General features: G+C 58.7%; 16 protein-coding genes. 10 read left to right on the forward strand and 6 right to left on the reverse strand.

From position 1 onward, the window contains the following. Window positions 1-62 precede the first annotated feature (62 nt). The 7 genes from murD to ftsZ all read left to right on the forward strand — a co-directional run bounded on the left by murD (window position 63) and on the right by ftsZ (window position 9761). Window positions 63-1433, forward strand: coding sequence for a UDP-N-acetylmuramoyl-L-alanine--D-glutamate ligase (gene murD / locus IC235_RS07260; protein WP_191004505.1), 1371 nt, complete (start codon window positions 63-65; stop codon window positions 1431-1433). A gap of 359 nt (window positions 1434-1792) precedes the next feature. Then, a complete protein-coding gene (locus IC235_RS07265; RefSeq protein WP_191004506.1) occupies window positions 1793-2974 on the forward strand; it encodes an FtsW/RodA/SpoVE family cell cycle protein in 1182 nt (393 codons plus the stop codon). 138 nt (window positions 2975-3112) lie between these two features. Beyond that, complete coding sequence (gene murG, locus IC235_RS07270) at window positions 3113-4219, forward strand: undecaprenyldiphospho-muramoylpentapeptide beta-N-acetylglucosaminyltransferase (RefSeq protein WP_191004507.1); 1107 nt, start codon at window positions 3113-3115, stop codon at window positions 4217-4219. An 87-nt stretch (window positions 4220-4306) separates the two neighbouring features. After that, window positions 4307-5770, forward strand: a complete 1464-nt coding sequence (gene murC, locus IC235_RS07275; protein WP_191004508.1) for a UDP-N-acetylmuramate--L-alanine ligase — start codon at window positions 4307-4309, stop codon at window positions 5768-5770. A 145-nt stretch (window positions 5771-5915) separates the two neighbouring features. After that, window positions 5916-6674: a cell division protein FtsQ/DivIB gene (locus IC235_RS07280; protein WP_191004509.1), complete on the forward strand. Its 759-nt coding sequence runs from the start codon at window positions 5916-5918 to the stop codon at window positions 6672-6674. Between the two features lie 84 nt (window positions 6675-6758). Further along, window positions 6759-8153: a cell division protein FtsA gene (gene ftsA / locus IC235_RS07285; RefSeq protein WP_191004510.1), complete on the forward strand. Its 1395-nt coding sequence runs from the start codon at window positions 6759-6761 to the stop codon at window positions 8151-8153. Between the two features lie 111 nt (window positions 8154-8264). After that, on the forward strand, window positions 8265-9761 hold the full coding sequence (gene ftsZ / locus IC235_RS07290; RefSeq protein WP_191004511.1) for a cell division protein FtsZ: 1497 nt from the start codon (window positions 8265-8267) through the stop codon (window positions 9759-9761). Window positions 9762-9868: 107 nt separating this feature from the next. Here the strand turns inward: ftsZ and IC235_RS07295 are convergent, their stop codons facing one another. Next, window positions 9869-10270: a GNAT family N-acetyltransferase gene (locus IC235_RS07295; RefSeq protein WP_317173542.1), complete on the reverse strand. Its 402-nt coding sequence runs from the start codon at window positions 10268-10270 to the stop codon at window positions 9869-9871. Window positions 10271-10791: 521 nt separating this feature from the next. Continuing rightward, complete coding sequence (locus tag IC235_RS22780) at window positions 10792-10896, reverse strand: leucine-rich repeat domain-containing protein (RefSeq protein ID WP_191004513.1); 105 nt, start codon at window positions 10894-10896, stop codon at window positions 10792-10794. A gap of 105 nt (window positions 10897-11001) precedes the next feature. Here IC235_RS22780 and IC235_RS07305 point away from each other — a divergent pair, with 105 nt between their 5' ends. Further along, window positions 11002-12177: a leucine-rich repeat domain-containing protein gene (locus tag IC235_RS07305; RefSeq protein ID WP_191004514.1), complete on the forward strand. Its 1176-nt coding sequence runs from the start codon at window positions 11002-11004 to the stop codon at window positions 12175-12177. 279 nt (window positions 12178-12456) lie between these two features. Here IC235_RS07305 and IC235_RS07310 read toward each other — a convergent pair whose 3' ends face one another. The 4 genes from IC235_RS07310 to IC235_RS07325 form a co-directional block, all read right to left on the reverse strand. Continuing rightward, the gene (locus tag IC235_RS07310) at window positions 12457-13530 is read right to left on the reverse strand and encodes an acyltransferase family protein (protein ID WP_191004515.1); all 1074 of its coding nucleotides are present in this window, start codon (window positions 13528-13530) and stop codon (window positions 12457-12459) included. Window positions 13531-13584: 54 nt separating this feature from the next. Further along, entirely contained in the window at window positions 13585-14319 is a 735-nt protein-coding gene (locus IC235_RS07315; protein ID WP_191004516.1) for a YebC/PmpR family DNA-binding transcriptional regulator, read from the reverse strand. Window positions 14320-14448: 129 nt separating this feature from the next. Then, window positions 14449-14961 (reverse strand): hypothetical protein, encoded by a 513-nt coding sequence (locus IC235_RS07320; RefSeq protein ID WP_191004517.1) that lies wholly within the window; start codon window positions 14959-14961, stop codon window positions 14449-14451. A 177-nt stretch (window positions 14962-15138) separates the two neighbouring features. Further along, window positions 15139-16146: an SDR family NAD(P)-dependent oxidoreductase gene (locus IC235_RS07325; protein ID WP_191004518.1), complete on the reverse strand. Its 1008-nt coding sequence runs from the start codon at window positions 16144-16146 to the stop codon at window positions 15139-15141. A 153-nt stretch (window positions 16147-16299) separates the two neighbouring features. Between IC235_RS07325 and IC235_RS07330 the strand changes: the two genes are divergently transcribed. Next, window positions 16300-17136, forward strand: coding sequence for a glycosyltransferase (locus tag IC235_RS07330; protein WP_191004519.1), 837 nt, complete (start codon window positions 16300-16302; stop codon window positions 17134-17136). Continuing rightward, window positions 17129-17788 carry a lipid-A-disaccharide synthase N-terminal domain-containing protein gene (locus IC235_RS07335; RefSeq protein WP_191004520.1) on the forward strand — a complete coding sequence of 220 codons (660 nt, stop codon included), beginning with the start codon at window positions 17129-17131 and terminating at the stop codon, window positions 17786-17788. Before IC235_RS07330 ends, IC235_RS07335 begins: the two co-directional genes overlap by 8 nt. The last annotated feature ends 2 nt before the right edge of the window (window positions 17789-17790 follow it).

Below are 17790 nucleotides of genomic sequence, written 5' to 3' on the forward strand. Positions count from 1 at the left end.
TTAGAACTCAGAAGCTAGCCTTCTCAGCAAACTAAGCTCTCAGCTCTAAGTTCTAAGTTCTCATGTCTCAAATTGTCATCCTCGGAGCCGCCGAAAGTGGGGTAGGAGCGGCGCTGCTGGCGCAGGCCAAGGGCCATGCCGTGTTCGTGTCGGACCGCGGGGCCATTCAGCCGGCTTACCGGGCTAAGCTGGCCCAGGCCGGCATTCCGTACGAAGAAAACCAGCACACTCTGGCGAAGGTCCTGCAAGCCGATGAGGTAATCAAAAGCCCCGGCATTCCCGAAAAGGCCCCGGTTATCCAGGCTTTGCGCGAAAAAGGCACGCCCGTTATCTCGGAGATTGAGTTTGCCGGCCGCTACACCCGGGCCCGGTGCGTGTGCATCACGGGCACCAACGGCAAAACCACCACCACGCTGCTCACCTACCACCTGCTGAAAAGTGCCGGCCTCAACGTGGGCCTGGCCGGCAACGTGGGCTACAGCCTGGCCGAGCAGGTAATCAAGGACGAGCACGACTACTACGTGGTGGAGATGAGCAGCTTTCAGCTGGACGACACCTCCGATTTTCAGCCCTGGATTGCCGTCCTGCTCAACATCACGCCCGACCACCTCGACCGCTACGACTACTCCCTCGAAAACTACGCCCAGGCCAAGCTGCGCATTACCCGCAACCTCGACAGCACCGGCAGCTTCATCTACAACGCCGACGACGAGGTAACGAGCCAGTACTTTCAGTCGGCGTTCTCGCCAGCGCGGCTACTGCCCTTCAGCCTGCATCACCGGCCCGACGCGCACCTGGCCGGGTACTACACTTCCGAAGCCGGGCTTTACACCACCCTGACGCCGGGGTTGGACCAGGAGGGCGGGGAGGAAGTGAGCACGGCCCGGTCGCCGCTCATCGGCCAGCACAACCGTCAGAATACCCTGGCCGCCGTCCTGGCCGCCCGCGTAGCCGGCCTGAGTTCCGCTCAGATTGAGGCGGGTCTGGCCACGTTCCAGAATGCCGACCACCGCCTGCAACCGGTGGGCGAAATCAACGGCGTGCGCTTCATCAACGACAGCAAAGCGACCAACGTGGAAGCCGCCTGGTACGCCCTGGACGGCATCCGCCAGCCCATCGTTTGGATTGCCGGTGGCACCGACAAGGGCAACGACTACGGCAGCCTCCTCAACCTGGCCCGGAGCCGGGTGAAGGCCCTCGTTTGCCTGGGTCTGGACAACAGCAAGCTCCGCACCGCCTTCGACCCCGTGGTGCCCCACGTGGAAGAAACCCAGCGCATGGCCGAGGCCGTCCACCGGGCCGCCGCCCTCGCCGCGCCCGGCGACGTAGTGCTGCTCTCGCCCTGCTGCGCCAGCTTTGACCTGTTCAGGAACTACGAAGACCGCGGCCGACAATTCACGGAGGCCGTTCAAAATATGGTGCCTGGTGCTTAGTGCTTGGTTTTCATGGATAACCCAAGTTGCGGACTAGCCGCGTAGCGGCGGTAGGTTGGTAGAGAATGGTCACCTTGGCTAAACGAGAGCCGCGTAGCGGTGGCAGAGCCAACAGCCGAATCTGTCACCGCTACGCGGCTCTCACCCACAGGACCTCTTTTGATTACTACCAACCTGCCGCCGCTACGCGGCTCTCAACCACAGGGACTCTTCGCATTGCTACTAACCTATCGCTGCTACCAGGCTATTTCGCAACATGAGATAGATGCATGGATAAAACTCTAATGCACCAACAACCAAGCACGACAATCAAACACCAAGCACCAACAACCAGGCTCCAACAACCAAGCACCATAAACATGGAAAGCGCAAAAAACTGGCTGCAACGCAACCTCAAGGGCGACCCCATTCTGTGGGCCATTGTACTGCTGTTTTCTTTTATCAGCATTGCCGTCGTGTATTCCGCGACCGGCACGCTGGCCTACAAAAAGATGGACGGCAACACCGAGCACTTTTTGTTTAAGCATTCGAGCCTGATTTTCGTCGGGCTGGGCTTTATGTGGCTGGCCCACCGCATCGACTACCGCTACTACTCGCGCCTGGCCCTGTACGCCCTGCTGGTGTCGGTGCCCCTGCTGCTCTTCACCTATCTGATGGGCTCGAACATCAACGAGGCCTCGCGCTGGCTCACCATTCCGGTAATCAACCAGACCTTTCAGCCGTCTGACCTGGCCAAGCTGGCCCTGATTTCGCACCTGGCCAGCATGCTCAGCCGCCGCCAGCAGCACCTGGACGACTTCTGGACCACGCTTTTCCCGGTGATGCTGTGGGTCGGCATTATCTGCGGGCTCATTGCCCTGACCAACGCTTCCACGTCGTCGTTGCTGTTTGTTACCTGCCTGCTGCTCATGTTTATCGGCCGCGTGCCCCTCAAGCAGATGCTGGTGATGGTGCTGATTGGGGTAACCGTCGGCGGGACGGCCCTGGCTAGCGGGCAGCGCTGGAAAACCGTGAAGTCGCGCCTCGAAAGCTTCTCCGACCCGACCAAGAAAACCCCCTTCCAGCTCGAGCACAGCTACATTGCCATTGCTACCGGTGGCGTGGCCGGCAAAGGCCCCGGTAAGAGCACCGAGCGTAACATTCTGCCGCACCCGTACTCCGATTTTATTTACGCCATCATCATCGAAGAATATGGCCTGATTGGCGGCGGGGTGGTACTATTTCTGTACCTGGCCTTTTTGTATCGAGGGCTCAAAACGGTGATGAACAGCTACGGCGCCTTCGGGGGGCTGCTGTCGGCGGGCTTAAGCTTCAGCCTGGTTTTGCAGGCCCTGGTGAACATGGGCGTGGCGGTGGGCCTGGGGCCCATTACCGGCCTGCCGCTGCCCTTGCTGAGCATGGGGGGCACCTCCTTGATTTTCACGGGTATCAGCATTGGTATCATTCTGGCCGTCAGCCGCGGCGAGCGTGAAATTCGCCCCATGACCGGCGAGCCCGACGATACGGCCCGCATCCCCAGCCAGCGGACTGCGTACGCCTAACCCCTAATGGTCCGGCTTCGTATGGGGTTCGTCAGCCGAAGCATCCCGCCCCGGTGAGGGAGCACTTATCCGAAAACAACGATTGAATCTCTTACCGCGGCCGAGCTGCTTCTAGCTGCGCCTGCCTTTCTCCTAATCATGGCTCATCCTCTTCGCGTCATCATCAGCGGCGGTGGTACCGGCGGGCATATCTTCCCGGCGGTGGCCATTGCCAATGAGCTGCGGCGCCGGCGGCCGGATACCGAAATTCTATTCGTCGGCGCCAACGGCCGGATGGAAATGACGCGCGTGCCCGACGCCGGCTACCGCATCGTGGGCCTGAACATCTCCGGGCTGCAGCGCCGCTTCACCCCGCAGAACCTGCTGTTTCCCGTGCGAGTGTTTCGGGCGGTGCGCAAAGCCGGCAAGTTGATTGAAGAGTTCCGGCCCGACGCCGTCGTCGGCGTCGGCGGCTACGCCTCGGCCCCGGTGCTGCTGGCGGCTACCTCGCGGGCCATCCCGTCGCTTATTCAAGAGCAGAATTCCTACGCCGGGCTGGTCAATAAGCTGCTGGCCCGCCGCGTAAACCGCATTTGCGTGGCGTACGAGGACATGGACAAATTCTTTCCCGCCGACCGACTCGTGCTGACGGGCAACCCCGTGCGCACCGAAATCGCCGCCGGGAACCGCGCCGAAGCCCGGCAGTTCTTTGGCTTGAGCCCCGACCAGAAAACCCTGCTCGTTATTGGCGGCAGCCTGGGTGCCCGCACCCTCAACTTGGCCACCGCCGCCGCGCTGCCGCGCCTGCGCGAAGCCGGGGTGCAGCTGCTCTGGCAAACCGGCCAGCTTTATTTCCCGGAAGCCCAACGGCAAGCTCAGGCCCAGCCGGGGGGCAACCTGCAGGCCTTGGAGTTTATTCAACGCATGGACCTGGCCTACGCGGCGGCCGATGTGGTCGTGAGCCGGGCCGGGGCCTTGTCGGTGTCGGAGCTGTGCCTGACCGGCAAAGCCGCCATTTTAGTGCCCTCGCCCAACGTGGCCGAAGACCATCAAACCAAAAACGCGCTGGCCCTGGTGAGCAAAGGCGCCGCCGTGCTCATCACCGACGAGCACGCCCCGGCACGCCTGTACGACGAAGCCTTACGCCTGCTCGCCGACACCGAGCGCCAGCAGCAGCTCAGCGCCCGCGTTCAGGAGCTGGCTCGCCCCAACGCGACCACGGCCATTGTCGACGAACTCCTGGCCTTGATTTCAATTAAAAATTGAGAATTAAAAATGAAGAATCAAGAATGAAATAGGAAAGACGCTGGCAATCAAAGATATTTTTAATTCTGCATTTTTAATTCCTTCATTTTGAAGCAGTACCCTTACGTTTTTTTCCTCGGCATTGGTGGCATTGGCATGTCGGCCCTCGCGCGCTGGTTTCAGGCGAACGGGCACCACGTGAGCGGCTACGATAAAACCGAGACGCCGCTCACCCAGGCTCTGGCGGCGGAAGGCATCGCCATCCATTATGCCGATGCCGTCGAAAACATTCCCGCGGCCGTCCGGGAAAACCGGGCGCAAACGCTGGTGGTGCTCACCCCGGCCATCCCGGCCGACAGCCGGGAGTGGGCTTGGCTGCGCGCCGAAGGCTATGACATTCGCAAGCGCAGTCAGGTGCTGGGACTACTCACCCAGGGCCGCTACACCATCGCGGTGGCGGGTACGCACGGCAAAACCACCACCAGCAGCATGGTAGCTCATTTGCTGCACCACGCCGGCCTCGACGTCGGCGCCTTTCTGGGGGGAATCGCGGTAAACCTGGCGAGCAACTTGCTGCTGCCCACCGCCGCGACGGCCCCCCTTGTGGTGGAAGCCGACGAGTACGACCGCAGCTTCCTCACCCTGCTGCCCGACGTAGCCATCGTGACCAGCACCGACGCCGACCATCTGGATATTTATGGCGACCAACGCGCGCTGGTGGATTCCTTTTGCCAGTTTGTGGCCCAGCTTAAGCCCGGGGGCATCCTGCTCCTCAACCACACCGCCGACCCCAGCGTGGCGGCTGCCGCTCCGGAGGGCACTACCGTGATTCGGTACGGCCTCACGGCGGAGCAGGGCCCCGGGCTGTTCGCCGCCAACATCACGGCCGAAGGCCATCAGTTTCATTTTGATTTGCACGGCCCCCAAGGCACGGTTACCGGCTTGGCCCTGGCCGTGCCGGGCTACCACAATGTCGAGAACATGCTGGCCGCGGCGGCCGTGGCCCAGCTGCGGGGGGTAAGCCCCGAAAAGTTGCGCGCCGGGGTGGCGGCCTACCGGGGGGTAAAACGTCGGTTCGAGTTTGTGGTAGCCACGCCCCAGAACGTTTACCTGGACGATTACGCCCACCATCCGCGTGAGATTGAAGCCTTTCTGCGTTCGGTGCGGGCCTTGTATCCCGGCAAGCGCTTGCGGGCCATTTTTCAGCCCCATTTGTTTACCCGTACCCGCGACTTCGCGGCCGGCTTTTCTGCTAGCTTAAGTATTGCAGATGAGGTATTTTTGTTGGATATTTACCCTGCCCGCGAGAAACCGCTGCCGGGCATTACCTCGGAGCTCCTATTGCCTAACATTACCGCCTCTACCAGAGCCATTCAAACCAAAGAACAAGTACTGAACGCGGCCAAAACCGACGATTCATTTGATATTATAGCAACTATAGGTGCCGGGGATATAGACACGCTAGTGCCCCAATTAAAACTACTATTAACAGAGCGGTGGAATGAACCAGGAATACCACGGTCTGCCCGCGTGAGCGAAGCAACCGGCCACCACCCGACTGCGCTAGCCTAACCCTCTCTACCATACCGCCAGCCTACCAGTAACGTAGCGAAGTAAGCGAAGCACTAACAAGACTTCCGCCGACATCGCCCCGCGATTGGTTGACCGTTATGCAGTAATAAAACATCACCCCATTCACTACTTTACCCCTTCATCGTTGGAACGTACCCTCAGAAACATTCTCGTCGCGGCGGCTTGCCTGCTGGTGCTGGGTGGCTTAGGCGTATTTGCCGCGGTGCGCCAAGCTTCCCGACCGGTGGGCCAGATAGCCGTTAACATCGCCGACGAATTCGATAACTACTTCATCAGCGAGCGCGGCGTCACAGCTTTGCTTACCAAGGGTGGGGGCGAACCCGTCCTGGGCACGCGGCCCGAGGGCCCCCGGTTGCGCGAGCTGGAGGCCCGGCTCCGCGCGCATCCCTTCGTGCGCGAGGCGCAGGTGTACCGCGACCTCGCGGGTAACCTGCACGCCGACGTGCGCCAAAATCGTCCCATTGCCCGCATCACCCATCCAGATACCCGCTTCGATACGTACGTAGATGCGGAAGGCCATACCCTGCCGCTTTCGCCCTTGTTTACCGCCCGCGTAGCCACCGTAGCCCGGCCCGGAGGGACTAGTTTGCCAAGTGCATTTTTCCAAGATAGTACCGGCCGGCGCTACCTGGAATTTCTGCGCTACGTCGACGAACACCCGTTCTGGAAGGCGCAAGTGGCCGAGGTATTCATCGAGCCCGGCGGTAAGCTTTCCTTCACCCAGCAGGTCGGAGACCAGCGCATAGAATTCGGCCTGCCCGAAAATATTTCCGAAAAATTCGCCAAGCTTATGGTATTTTACCGACAAATTCCGTCAGTTTTGGGGTGGGATACCTATCATCGCGTAAACGTTGAATATCAAAACCAAATTATCTGTGAGTGACAATCCGTTGATACACAAGCTATAAGCCTTATAACTACTACCTTCTAACCCATTGATTCTTCACTGCTCGCCAGCACCGTTCCTATGCAACAAGACAAAATCGTCGTCGGGCTCGACATCGGCACCACAAAAATCTGCGCCTTGGTGGGGCGCAAAAATGAATTTGGCAAACTAGAAATCCTGGGCATGGGCAAAGCCGTGTCGGAAGGGGTTTCGCGGGGCATCGTGCTCAATATCGACAAAACGGTTGACGCCATCAAACGGGCTATTCGGCAGGCCGAAGAGCAATCCGGAATTAGTATTGGATTGGTAAACGTGGGTATTGCCGGCCAGCACATCAAGAGCCTGCAGCACAACGGTAGCATTACCCGCAACTCGGCCGATACCATCGGGCCCGACGACGTGAACCGCCTCACGCAGGACATGTACCGCCTGGTAACCCAGCCCGGCTCGCAGATCATTCACGTGATGCCGCAGGACTATAAAGTAGACTACGAGGAAGGCATCGCCGACCCCGTGGGCTACGAAGGCGTGCGCCTGGAAGGCAACTTCCACATCATCACCGCCCAGAGCACGGCCATCAACAACATCAACAAGTGCGTCACCAAAGCCGGGCTGGAAATTGCCGACCTGATTCTGGAGCCGCTCGCCAGCAGCATGTCTATTCTCTCCGAAGAGGAGAAAGAAGCCGGGGTGGCCCTGATTGACATCGGCGGCGGCACCACCGACCTGGCCGTGTTCAAGGATGGCATCATCCGCCACGCCGCGGTGCTGCCGTTCGGGGGCAACATCATCACCCAGGATATTAAAGTGGGCTGCAACGTAGCGCCCGGCCAGGCCGAGCAGCTAAAGGTCAAGTTCGGTAAGGCTATTGCCCAGGAAGCTTCCGACTACGAAATCGTGAGCATTCCCGGCCTGCCCAACCGCCCGCCCAAGGAGGTGTCGCTGAAAAACCTGGCGTACATCATCGAGGCCCGTATGTCGGAAATCATGGAGTTGGTGTATGCCGAAATCTACCGTATGGGCTTGCACGACAAGCTGTCGGCTGGCATCGTGCTCACGGGGGGCGGCTCCCAACTCCAAAACCTGGAGCAGCTCACCGATTACATCACCGGCCTCGACACGCGCATCGGCTACCCCAACCAGCACTTGGGCAAGAGCCGCATTGAGGCCGTGAAGTCGCCCATGTACGCCACCACGGTGGGCCTGGTGCTGTCGGGCTACCACTCGCTCGACGAGCGGCAGACCCGCACGCCCTACGAACAAGAGGAGCCGGTGATTCCCGCGTATTATGCCCCCCAGGCAGCGCCGATCATGCCGGTGCCGGCCGAAACCCGCGCGGCGGTACCGGCCCCGCCGGCGCCCGCTCCGACCAAGCCCAAAGCCAAGGAGCCCGGCGCCGCCAGCCGTTTCTTCAAGGACATCATCACCCGCACCAAGGGGCTGTTGATTGATGATTACGACGACAAATCCTATTAATTACTAGATCAATTGACAATGAGCAATGAACGATGAGCAACTCGCTACCCTGGTGGGTACCTAACTCCCTCATTGTTCATTGCTCATTGCTCGTTGTTAATTGAAAAAACAATGAATTACAAATTCGATATTCCAGCCCAGAACAAGTCCATCATTAAGGTGATTGGCGTGGGCGGCGGGGGCTCCAACGCCGTGAAGCACATGCACAAGCAGGGCATCAAGGACGTGGAGTTTATTATTTGCAACACCGACCACCAGGCGCTGCAAAGCTCTACGGTGCCCAACAAGCTCCAGATTGGGGTAGACCTGACGGAGGGCCTCGGCGCCGGGGCCAAGCCCGAGCGGGGCCGCCAGGCGGCCCTGGAAAGCAAAGAGCAAATCCGCGACCTGCTGAACCACGGCACCAAGATGCTGTTCATAACGGCCGGTATGGGCGGGGGCACGGGCACGGGCGCGGCCCCGGTTATTGCGCAAGTGGCGCAGGAGCTGGGCATCCTGACCGTGGGCATCGTAACCGCGCCCTTCTTGTTTGAGGGTAAGAAGAAGCGCCTGCAGGCTGAGCTGGGTATCAAGGAACTGAGCGAGCACTGCGACACGGTGCTGGTGATTCTCAACGACAAGCTGCCCCAGATTTACGGCAACCTGACCATGAGCGCCGCCTTTGCCAAGGCTGATACCGTTTTGACGACGGCCGCCAAGTCCATCGCCGAAATTATTACGGTGACGGCCGACGTGAACGTGGACTTCGAAGACGTGAAGACGGTGATGAAGGACAGCGGGGCCGCCGTGATGGGCAGTAGCATGACCGAAGGCGAAAATCGCGCCCGCCGCGCCGCCGAGGAAGCCCTGAACTCGCCCCTGCTCAACAACACCGACATTCAGGGGGCCCAGAAAATCCTGCTTTCCATCATGTCGGGCGCCGAGCATGAGCTGGAAATGGATGAGCTGACAGAAATCACCGAGTACATCCAGGAGAAAGCCGGCCAGGATGCCGAGATGATTTTCGGCCACGGCATCGACGACTCGCTGGGCCAGAACATTCGCGTGACCGTGATTGCCACGGGTTTTGCCCGCGATGCGCACTCCATTACCACCCCGGGCGCGAGCGGCACGACCGCCGCTCCGGCCGCCGAATCTGCCGAAGCAGCTCCGGCGCCGGTGGCTCCCGCGGCCCCGGTAGCGGGGGGGAGCACCCCGACGCCGTCGTTCGTGCCCACCTTTGGCACGCCAACCTCGGAGCCCGCACGGGTTACGTTCGACTTGAATGGCCCGGCCTCGCACAACGCGCCTCCGTTGACTGGTATTCCCGTCAGCGCCCCGGGCGAGCCCGTGCTGAACGTTGCCCCCTCAACGGCGGCTCCGGAAGCCCCCCGGCCTCGCCCCGCCCTCGACGCGCAGGCGCTGGAGCGCCGCCGCCGCCTCCAGGAGCTGAGCAATGGCTTGCCGCCCGAGGCCGTGAGCCAGTACGATACGCCCGCTTACCTGCGCCGCCAGGTGAAGCTGGAGAACGTGGAGCCCAGCTCCGCCCAAAACGTCTCGCGCTTCAATTTGTCGGACGACAATGAGTTATTGGGCGACAACCGGTTTCTGCACGATAATGTCGATTAAGTAATTGCGGTTTTGTTAGGAGTTAAAAGGGTCGCGGCTGATGCTTTCAGCCGCGGCTCTTTTGTTTATGGCCGTTGGTAAGACTGGGGCAAATTGCCCGTGGGGTATTAGTGCCTACGCAGTTCTTTCTCAAAGCAAACGCTGTTCTCAACGCCTTTATACTGTCCGTAATTGGGAATGATTTGGTAGCCCCGGCTTTGGTAAAGAGCAATTGCTTCGGACTGCTTTTTCACGGTTTCCAGTACGCATTTATGGTACGATAATTCGGCCGCCCAATTTTCTAACGCGGTTAATATCGCAGTGGCTATTCCCTTTCCGCGACTGGTGGGGACAACATACATTCGCTTGACCTCCACGGCCTCCGGCGTGTATTCTCTGATGGCCCCGCAGCCGATTGGAACTTCGTTTTCATAAGCTACCACGACGTGGTTGAGGCCGGTAGTTTTGTTGAACTGAGCGTAAAATTGGTGATCGGCACCGTTTTTCACGGCTAGGTCAGCATCAAGCAACCGGACGAGGGTAGTAAAGTCTGAATTCCCGAAATCAGTTCTTATTATTCTTACCATTTCGCTTTTTAATTTAGAATGGTTATGAGGTAAATGTACAAGAGGCCTGGTATAGTTTAGCTATTGAGGCTAAATTTGCCCCGCACTCGCACGGGGCCGCTGCTCGCCAACAGAACAACGTGCCCACGGTATGCTTGTTAATCCACCAATAACTCCAATCCCGTTTGTGGTAAAGGCTGGGGAATATCGGTGAGGGTATTGTTTCGGGCATCCAGTAATCTGAGGCGGGGCAATCGGGCTAAGCTTCCTGGTAAATTTTGGAACTGGTTATTAGCGTAAAACAGTCATTTCAAACGGTGTAACTGTCCTAAACTATCAGGCAGTACTTGCAACTGGTTATTAGCGCAAAATAGCCATTCCAAGTGGTGTAATGTTGTCAGGCTTTCAGGCAGTGCTTGGAGGCAATTACCAGAGTACTTCGGTATCTTCAGGTTTCGTAATTCTCGCAGCCCTTCAGGCAGTAATTACAGTTGGTTGCCATCACAGGCTAGTGCTTGCAAATGGTGTAGCTTCTCCAAGCTTTCTGGCAAGTCTTGTAGCTGGTTATGAGAACAGTATAAGTCCCGCAAGTCAGGTAGCTATCCCAGACTCTCAGGCAGTGCTTGTAGTTGGTTGTTAGGGCAATCAAGTATTATCAAGTTGTGTATCTGTCCCGGGCTTTCCAGCGCTGATTCTTGAAACTTCACCCTGGGCTACCGCTCGCCCTACTAGTTTGGGCAGGAACTGAAAAAACAGCCTACCTTAGCGCACTGTTCGTTTCTACTGGGCCACCCCAATTATTCATGGAAACCAAGTATTCGGATACAAGGCTGGATTTTTCAAATCAGGAACTCGAGGAAGTACCCATTAACTTCAGTCAATATCCTTATCTAGAAGAGCTCTATCTGGAGAACAACTGTATTGAAGAATTAAATGATATAGGAGAATTAAGGCAGTTAAAATGCTTGGATGCGTCACAGAATAGGCTGGAGTCCATTCCTGCGTCTATTGGCAATCTAGAGAACCTTGAAAGACTTTACCTTGATCAAAACTTGCTCGAAGAAATTCCAGACAGTATTGGAAATTTACGTCGATTGCAATATCTTCAATTATCTGGCAATAGATTGAAGTCACTCCCGAATTCTGTTGGCAGGCTTTCTAACTTAACTGATTTAAGCGTTTATGATAATTCATTAATTGAATTACCCTCTTTATCTGGACTCGAAAATCTAAGCTCGTTCTGTACAAATATAAATGGTCTGTATTCTTTTCCAGACTTGCCCCTAAGCTTGGAATGGTTGAACTTATTTCAAAATCAAATTTCATCAATTCCAGCTACTATAAAAAAATTTTCCAGACTCAAAAATCTTAGCCTAGGTAGGAATAAAATAAGCGTTATTCCTAATGAAATTGCCGAATTAGTAAATTTAGAAGGATTAAATTTGTACCAGACCTCCTTACAAGTTTTTCCTGAAGGTGTAGCCCAGCTACCCAATTTACGAAGACTGAGCATGAGCAAGTGCCCTATGAGTTCACTGCCTGCTACTTTCCCAGGCTTGCGAAGGCTTGAAAAACTGAGTCTAGAAGAAACACAGATATCTGAAATCCCTGAGACAATTGCAAGTTTAAAAAACTTAAAAGAGCTATCTTTGAAACAAACCAATATAGCTAGAGTTCCCGGCTGTCTGATGGGTTTGTCTAACTTAGAGACGCTTATTCTGTCGTACTGTAAAATACGGGAGGTGCCGGAGTTTTTACTCAAAATGAAGGGATTGAAGTTCCTTTCGCTTGTGGGTAATCCTATTGAACGAAACTCAATATTGAGGCTGGAAGAACAAGCCAAGGAAAATGGTATTTCGTTGGTCATCTAACGTTATTAGATGCTACTACAGGCCTTGTCCACTTGAACTCATACCAGGTATTTAAAAGGGGATGGTTCACGCTGCCCGAATCATTGAGTTGCGGGGCCGACCCTGCTGAGACGAGACAGGGATGAGCGCAGAGATATGCTGCTGGCCGGCTGGCGTACTCCGCCGTACGAACCGGACACAATACCCAGCAGCTACACCAGCGGGAACCTGCCTGGGCCAGCGCGGCGCAGCAAGAGGCCAATCAGAAATGGGGAAATTGTCTCTCTCTAGATGCTCCAGCTACGAGTAAGCCAGGCGGTTCTTTAACCGGTCTAATGGGGCTTCGAACCAGTGCCAGGAAGCGGCGGCTACCAGCAACAGTACGGGTAGTAGCAACAGGACCGTGGGCAGGGGACTTAGCCAAAGCTGCCGGGTTTCGGTGGCGGCGAATACGCGGTAGACTACCCGTTGGTAAATTACTGGCAGCATCAGATGGTAGAGGTAGCAGCCGTAGCTGCGCTGGCCGACCCATTGCAGGAGTGACGATGACAGGAAATGAGTGCCCTTGGGTTGCTTCGCGTTGGGAAGGTGCAGGACCCAGCTCAGCGTGATAAAAGCTGCTCCGCTACCCACGGTGGTGTAAACCAGAATCCAAAGCGTGGGCGCATCCGCGAGGTGGGTGGCCGCCCAGAGCCCCCCCCAAGCCAGCCAGGCCAGCACCACCCACCGACCCCGCGCCCATTGCCGTACTCGCGGATGATGCTCAACGATGCGGAGCAGGGCGCCGGTGGCAAACATATCGAGGCAGGAAGGCAGCAGCACGAACACGAAATTGGGCGTGACCCAGGCGCTCCACCCCAGCCGGAATAACAGGCTGGCTGCCGCCACCGCCAGAAACCAGCCGGCGCGCCGTCCCGTCAGGCCCAGCAGAAATGGCCAAACCAAGTAAAACTGCTCGTCGACAGCCATGGTCCAGTAGTGGCCCACTCCTTCTCCCCAGTGTTGCAGGTGGTAGAAGAGCAGGTTGGGCAAAGGCAGGATAAACCAGCCGGGATGCTGATGAAGAGTCGCCAGGGGCAGCAGCGCACCCAGCACCAGCGTGGCGTAGTAGGGCGGCAGGATGCGTATCATGCGCCGCTGATAGAACGTGCCCAACCGCCGCCACCACGGGCCGGCCGCGTTGGGATGGATTCGCTGCTTCCAGATAATGCCGGAAATAAGGTAACCGCTGAGCACAAAAAATGTGATGCGGCCCATGGAGGACACCGGAAACGGCAGGCGGGTCCAGTGCCCGAGTATTACCAGCCAGACCGCAATGGCCCGCACGCCGTTGAGGGCGGGGCGGTAGACAAGCGGCGGGGTGGGAACAGACATGAGGGCCGGCTGACAACTCAATTTCCAGCCACGATAGGTAAGCGGGACAGAGACTTACCCAACGGTGTGGTACACGGCTTGGACGTCCTCGTCGTCCTCGAACTTCTCGATGATGGTCATCACCTCTTCCAGCTGCTCGTCGTTGAGGCTGACGGTGGTGTTGGGCACGCGCTGAAGGTTGCCGCTGACCACGTGGCGGCCCTGGGCTTCGAGGGCTTTTTGCATCTGGCCGAAGTCAGTGAAAGCGGTTTCGACCACCAGATACTTGTGCTCGGCGCCGTGCTCGTCTTCTTCGATGGTTTCGTACACGTCCTCGGCGCCAAAGTCGATGAGCTCCAGCTCCAGCTCGTCGCGGTCAAGACCCTCGGCCGCCAGCTTGAACACGCCCTTGCGGGTAAAGGTGTAGTCGGAAGAGCCGGCGGTGCCCAGGGTGCCCTCATTTCGGTTGAAAATGAGGCGGATGTTGGAGACGGTGCGGGTAGGGTTATCGGTGGCCGTTTCGATGACGACGGCCACGCCGTGGGGCAGGTAGCCTTCGTACACCACCTCCTGGTAATCTTTTTCTTCCTTGCTGCTGGCGCGCTTGATGGCCGCCTCCACCCGGTCTTTCGGCATGTTCACGCCTTTGGCGTTTTGCATGGCGGCGCGCAGGCGGGCGTTGGTGTCGGGGTTGGGGCCGTTTTCCTTGACGGCCATCACAATTTCCTTACCGATGCGGGTAAAGTCCTTCGACATCTTGTCCCACCGCTTCATTTTGCGGCCTTTGCGAAATTCAAATGCGCGTCCCATAGGGGGTCAGTTTGCAGTTAGCAGTTAAGAGTGAGCAGGTTGGGGCAGCGACGGGGGTAGCCGCCGCCGAAACGGGCCGCAAGTTAGCCAGAAGGGACGCGGGCGGCAAAACGGAGCTGAAAGGTGGAGCTACCGACGGCCTTTCCGGCTGCTTGGCGGGCGCCGCCCCGTGGGTTTGGGGGGGCGAGCTGTTTGGGTTCTCGTGGGATTAGCTCCGGCCGCGATTAATTCGTAAACCCCCTTGTTGCCAGCCGGGTAGCCATTAATGCTGATGGTGAGCTGCTTTTTGGCCGGATTAAAGTTGAACGTGCCCCGCTGCACGTCGGTGCCCTTCGCATCGGTGAATACAAAGCGGATGCTGTCGCCGGCCAGGAAGAAGCGGCCGGTTTGGTTGAAGTAGTACGGCCCGCTGGGCGTCGCAATGCGCAGGCGCTTCTCGTATGTGCTGTCGGGCCGCAGGACGAGCGTGCCGCCCACTCCCGGTACTTTGGTAGGCGGGGTGGTACTAGCGTTTTCGTACACGGTGTAGGCCTGGTACTGGTAGGTAGCGTAGAGAGGGGGAGGCGGGCTGGTTTGAGCCCGCCCTGGCTGCGGTAAAAATTGCGTCAGCAACAGGCCGCCGGGAGCTAAACAGGAACGCAAGTAGAGAAGAGGGCTAGTGATGGGGAGTAGGGACCGAAGATAGGCTGCGGAGTTTGCCGGCAAAGCTGACAATTCCTGGGCGTCCCAGCCAGCCGGGGCCCGGCTGACGGGTGAAACCAGGCCGAAAATTTAACGCATCCCGGAGTTTAGCGGCGGGGAATGGCGGCCGCCGGTGGTTCAGTAGAGCAAGTCGGCCTTCCGTAGGCGGTACCGGGGGCGCTGGGGGCGGCCCGCGTCCAGCCAAGCCACGAACTGGCGCAACCCCTCCGAGAGCGTGGTGCGCGGCTCGTAGCCGAGCAGGCGGTGGGCCTTGCGGATATCGGCATAGGTCGCCTCGACATCGCCGGGTTGCGGGGAGCGAAAATCGAGCTGAGGTTCCACGCCCACGGCCGTGCCCACGGCCTCGATCAGCTGCAGCAGGGGCACGGGGTGGTGGTTGCCCAGGTTCAGCGCTTCGTACACCGGCGTCTCGTGGGCCAGTAAATACGCCACGGCCCGGCTTACCCCGTCCACGGTGTCGGCAACGAAGGTGTAATCGCGCGAGGAGTGGCCGTCGCCGAACACGGGAACGGGGCGGCCCGCCCGCAGCAGGCGCGCGAACTTGTGAATGGCCAAGTCGGGCCGCTGGCGCGGACCGTAAACGGTGAAGAAGCGCGTGCACAGCACGCTGAACGCATACAGGTGGTGGTAGGTAAAGGTGAGTTCCTCGGCCGCTATCTTAGACGCGGCGTAGGGCGACAGGCCGCGGAGGGCCGCCGCTTCCCGAAACGGCTGCTCCGGGGTGTTGCCGTACACCGACGACGACGAGGCGAACACGAGCCGGCGTACTTCGTGCTCCCGCATCCACTCCAGCACGTGGGTAGTGCCCAAGAGGTTGGTTTCGAGGTAGGCAGCCGGCTCGCGCAGCGATGGCCCCACGCCGGCCTTGGCGGCTAAATGCACGACCACGTCGACCGGCTCGCTGATGTTGGCCGCTAAGGCGACGGGCCCGTGGCGGACGTCGGCTTCGTGAAAGGTAAACCGGGGGTGAGCCACGAAGCCGGCCAGATTGGCCTCTTTGATGGCGCGGGGGTAGAAAGGGTCGAAGTTGTCGATCCCGATGACGCGGTATTCTTCGCGCAAGAGCCGTTCGCAGAGATGCGAGCCGATAAAGCCCGCGCAACCGGTGATCAATACTGTAGCCATGAGCTTAGAACAAAATGTACACCCCGCTATAATCGGGCCAGCGTCATTGATGCTTGAAATAGAATACGGGTTCTGGCTAAAAAAACATTTTTTACCGCGTACTTTTATCGAAGAGCTTGTTTTAGCTCCCGCAAATCACGCACCTTTGGGCTTATGCACGTACCTGATAACGGCCTTACTTCGTCGCCGGTTGCCCGGGACCCGGGTGTGGGCCTCGCGGCCGAGCCCCCGGCCGGGTCGGCCGCGGCTTACTGGGCGGGCCAGTCGCTGACCGTGCTGGTGCCGGTGTACAACGAAGAAGAGAGCCTGCGCCAGTTGGTGGTGGAAATGGACCAGTTTCTGAGCCAAACGCCGGTGCCTACCACCGTGTTGTTCGTCAACGATGGCAGCACCGACGGCTCGCTGGCGCTGCTGCGCGAAATCTGCCGGCCAGGTAGCTGCTACGAGTTTATTTCGCTGCGCGAAAATCAGGGCCTGAGTACCGCCATCAAGGCCGGTATCGACCACGCCCGGGGCACGCTGCTGGGGTATATCGACTCCGACATTCAAACCTCGCCGAGCGACTTCCTGACTTTCTTCGAGTTCTTTCCCGAGTACGATATGGTGAACGGGATTCGGGCCCGGCGCCAGGATACGCTGGTGAAGAAGGCGTCGTCTAAAATTGCCAATGCCGTGCGCCGCACCCTCATCAACGACGGCATTGAGGACACGGGCTGCCCGCTGAAAATCATCAAAATGGAGTATGCCCGGCGCTTGCCCTTGTTTCATGGCCTGCACCGCTTTTTGGGCGCGCTGGTGCAGTTGCAGGGCGGCCGGGTGCGGCAGATCCCGGTGCGGCACTTCCCGCGCTTTGCCGGCACGGCCAAGTACAACCTGCGGAACCGGGCCTGGAAGCCGCTCGTCGACACGTTCGGGTTTCGGTGGATTCGCAGCCGCTGGCGCAATTACGCCATCGGCGAGCAGCAGCGGGCGGCTGGGGCCCATGCGTAATTCCGAAGCCCTGGCCTTGGGCATCGGGTTGCTTGCGCAGGGCCTCTTCTCAAGCCGCCTCGTGCTGCAGTGGGTACAGAGCGAGCGCGCTCGTCGGGTGCTGGTGCCCACGCTGTTCTGGCAAATCAGCCTGGTGTCGGCGTTTTTAATGATAGCCTACGGCATGCTTCGCCACGACCCGGTTATTCTCACGGCGCAGCTCATCAGCTACGTCATCTATATCCGTAACCTGCAGCTGCTGGGCGAGTGGGAGCGGCTGCCCGTCGCCTTTCGGCTGGGCGCCTACGCCTTTCCCCTGCTGGCAATGGGGTGGTTTGTGGTCGGCACGCCGCTTTTCAGCCTGCGGGCCATGCTCAGCCACCGCATTCCCCACGGGGTGCTGGTGCTGGGCGCGGTGGGCCAATTCGTTTTCCTGCTCCGTTTCGTTTACCAGTGGCTGTACTCCGAGCGGAAGGGCGAGTCGGTGCTGCCGTTGGGCTTTTGGGTGGTGAGCTTGGTAGGTTCAGGGCTGATTCTGGCTTACGCCGCGCTGCGCCGCCCCGTGGATGTGGTGCTGCTGGTGGGCCACGCATTCGGCCTGCTGACGTACACCCGCAACATCGTGCTGGGGTGGCGGGAAATTCCTCCGGGACGCTCGCCCGCGGCCAGCTAGCG

The sequence above is a fragment of the Hymenobacter montanus genome, from assembly GCF_014699115.1.
Classification (GTDB): Bacteria; Bacteroidota; Bacteroidia; order Cytophagales; family Hymenobacteraceae; genus Hymenobacter; species Hymenobacter montanus.

Excerpts from the sequence above, each read along its gene's own strand:
- IC235_RS07335 (WP_191004520.1), top strand. The coding sequence starts at position 17,129 with ATGCGTAATTCCGAAGCCCTGGCCTTGGGCATCGGGTTGCTTGCGCAG.
- IC235_RS07265 (WP_191004506.1), top strand. The coding sequence starts at position 1,793 with ATGGAAAGCGCAAAAAACTGGCTGCAACGCAACCTCAAGGGCGACCCC.
- IC235_RS07310 (WP_191004515.1), bottom strand. The coding sequence starts at position 13,530 with ATGTCTGTTCCCACCCCGCCGCTTGTCTACCGCCCCGCCCTCAACGGC.
- ftsZ (WP_191004511.1), top strand. The coding sequence starts at position 8,265 with ATGAATTACAAATTCGATATTCCAGCCCAGAACAAGTCCATCATTAAG.
- IC235_RS07330 (WP_191004519.1), top strand. The coding sequence starts at position 16,300 with ATGCACGTACCTGATAACGGCCTTACTTCGTCGCCGGTTGCCCGGGAC.
- IC235_RS07325 (WP_191004518.1), bottom strand. The coding sequence starts at position 16,146 with ATGGCTACAGTATTGATCACCGGTTGCGCGGGCTTTATCGGCTCGCAT.
- IC235_RS07315 (WP_191004516.1), bottom strand. The coding sequence starts at position 14,319 with ATGGGACGCGCATTTGAATTTCGCAAAGGCCGCAAAATGAAGCGGTGG.
- murD (WP_191004505.1), top strand. The coding sequence starts at position 63 with ATGTCTCAAATTGTCATCCTCGGAGCCGCCGAAAGTGGGGTAGGAGCG.
- ftsA (WP_191004510.1), top strand. The coding sequence starts at position 6,759 with ATGCAACAAGACAAAATCGTCGTCGGGCTCGACATCGGCACCACAAAA.
- murG (WP_191004507.1), top strand. The coding sequence starts at position 3,113 with ATGGCTCATCCTCTTCGCGTCATCATCAGCGGCGGTGGTACCGGCGGG.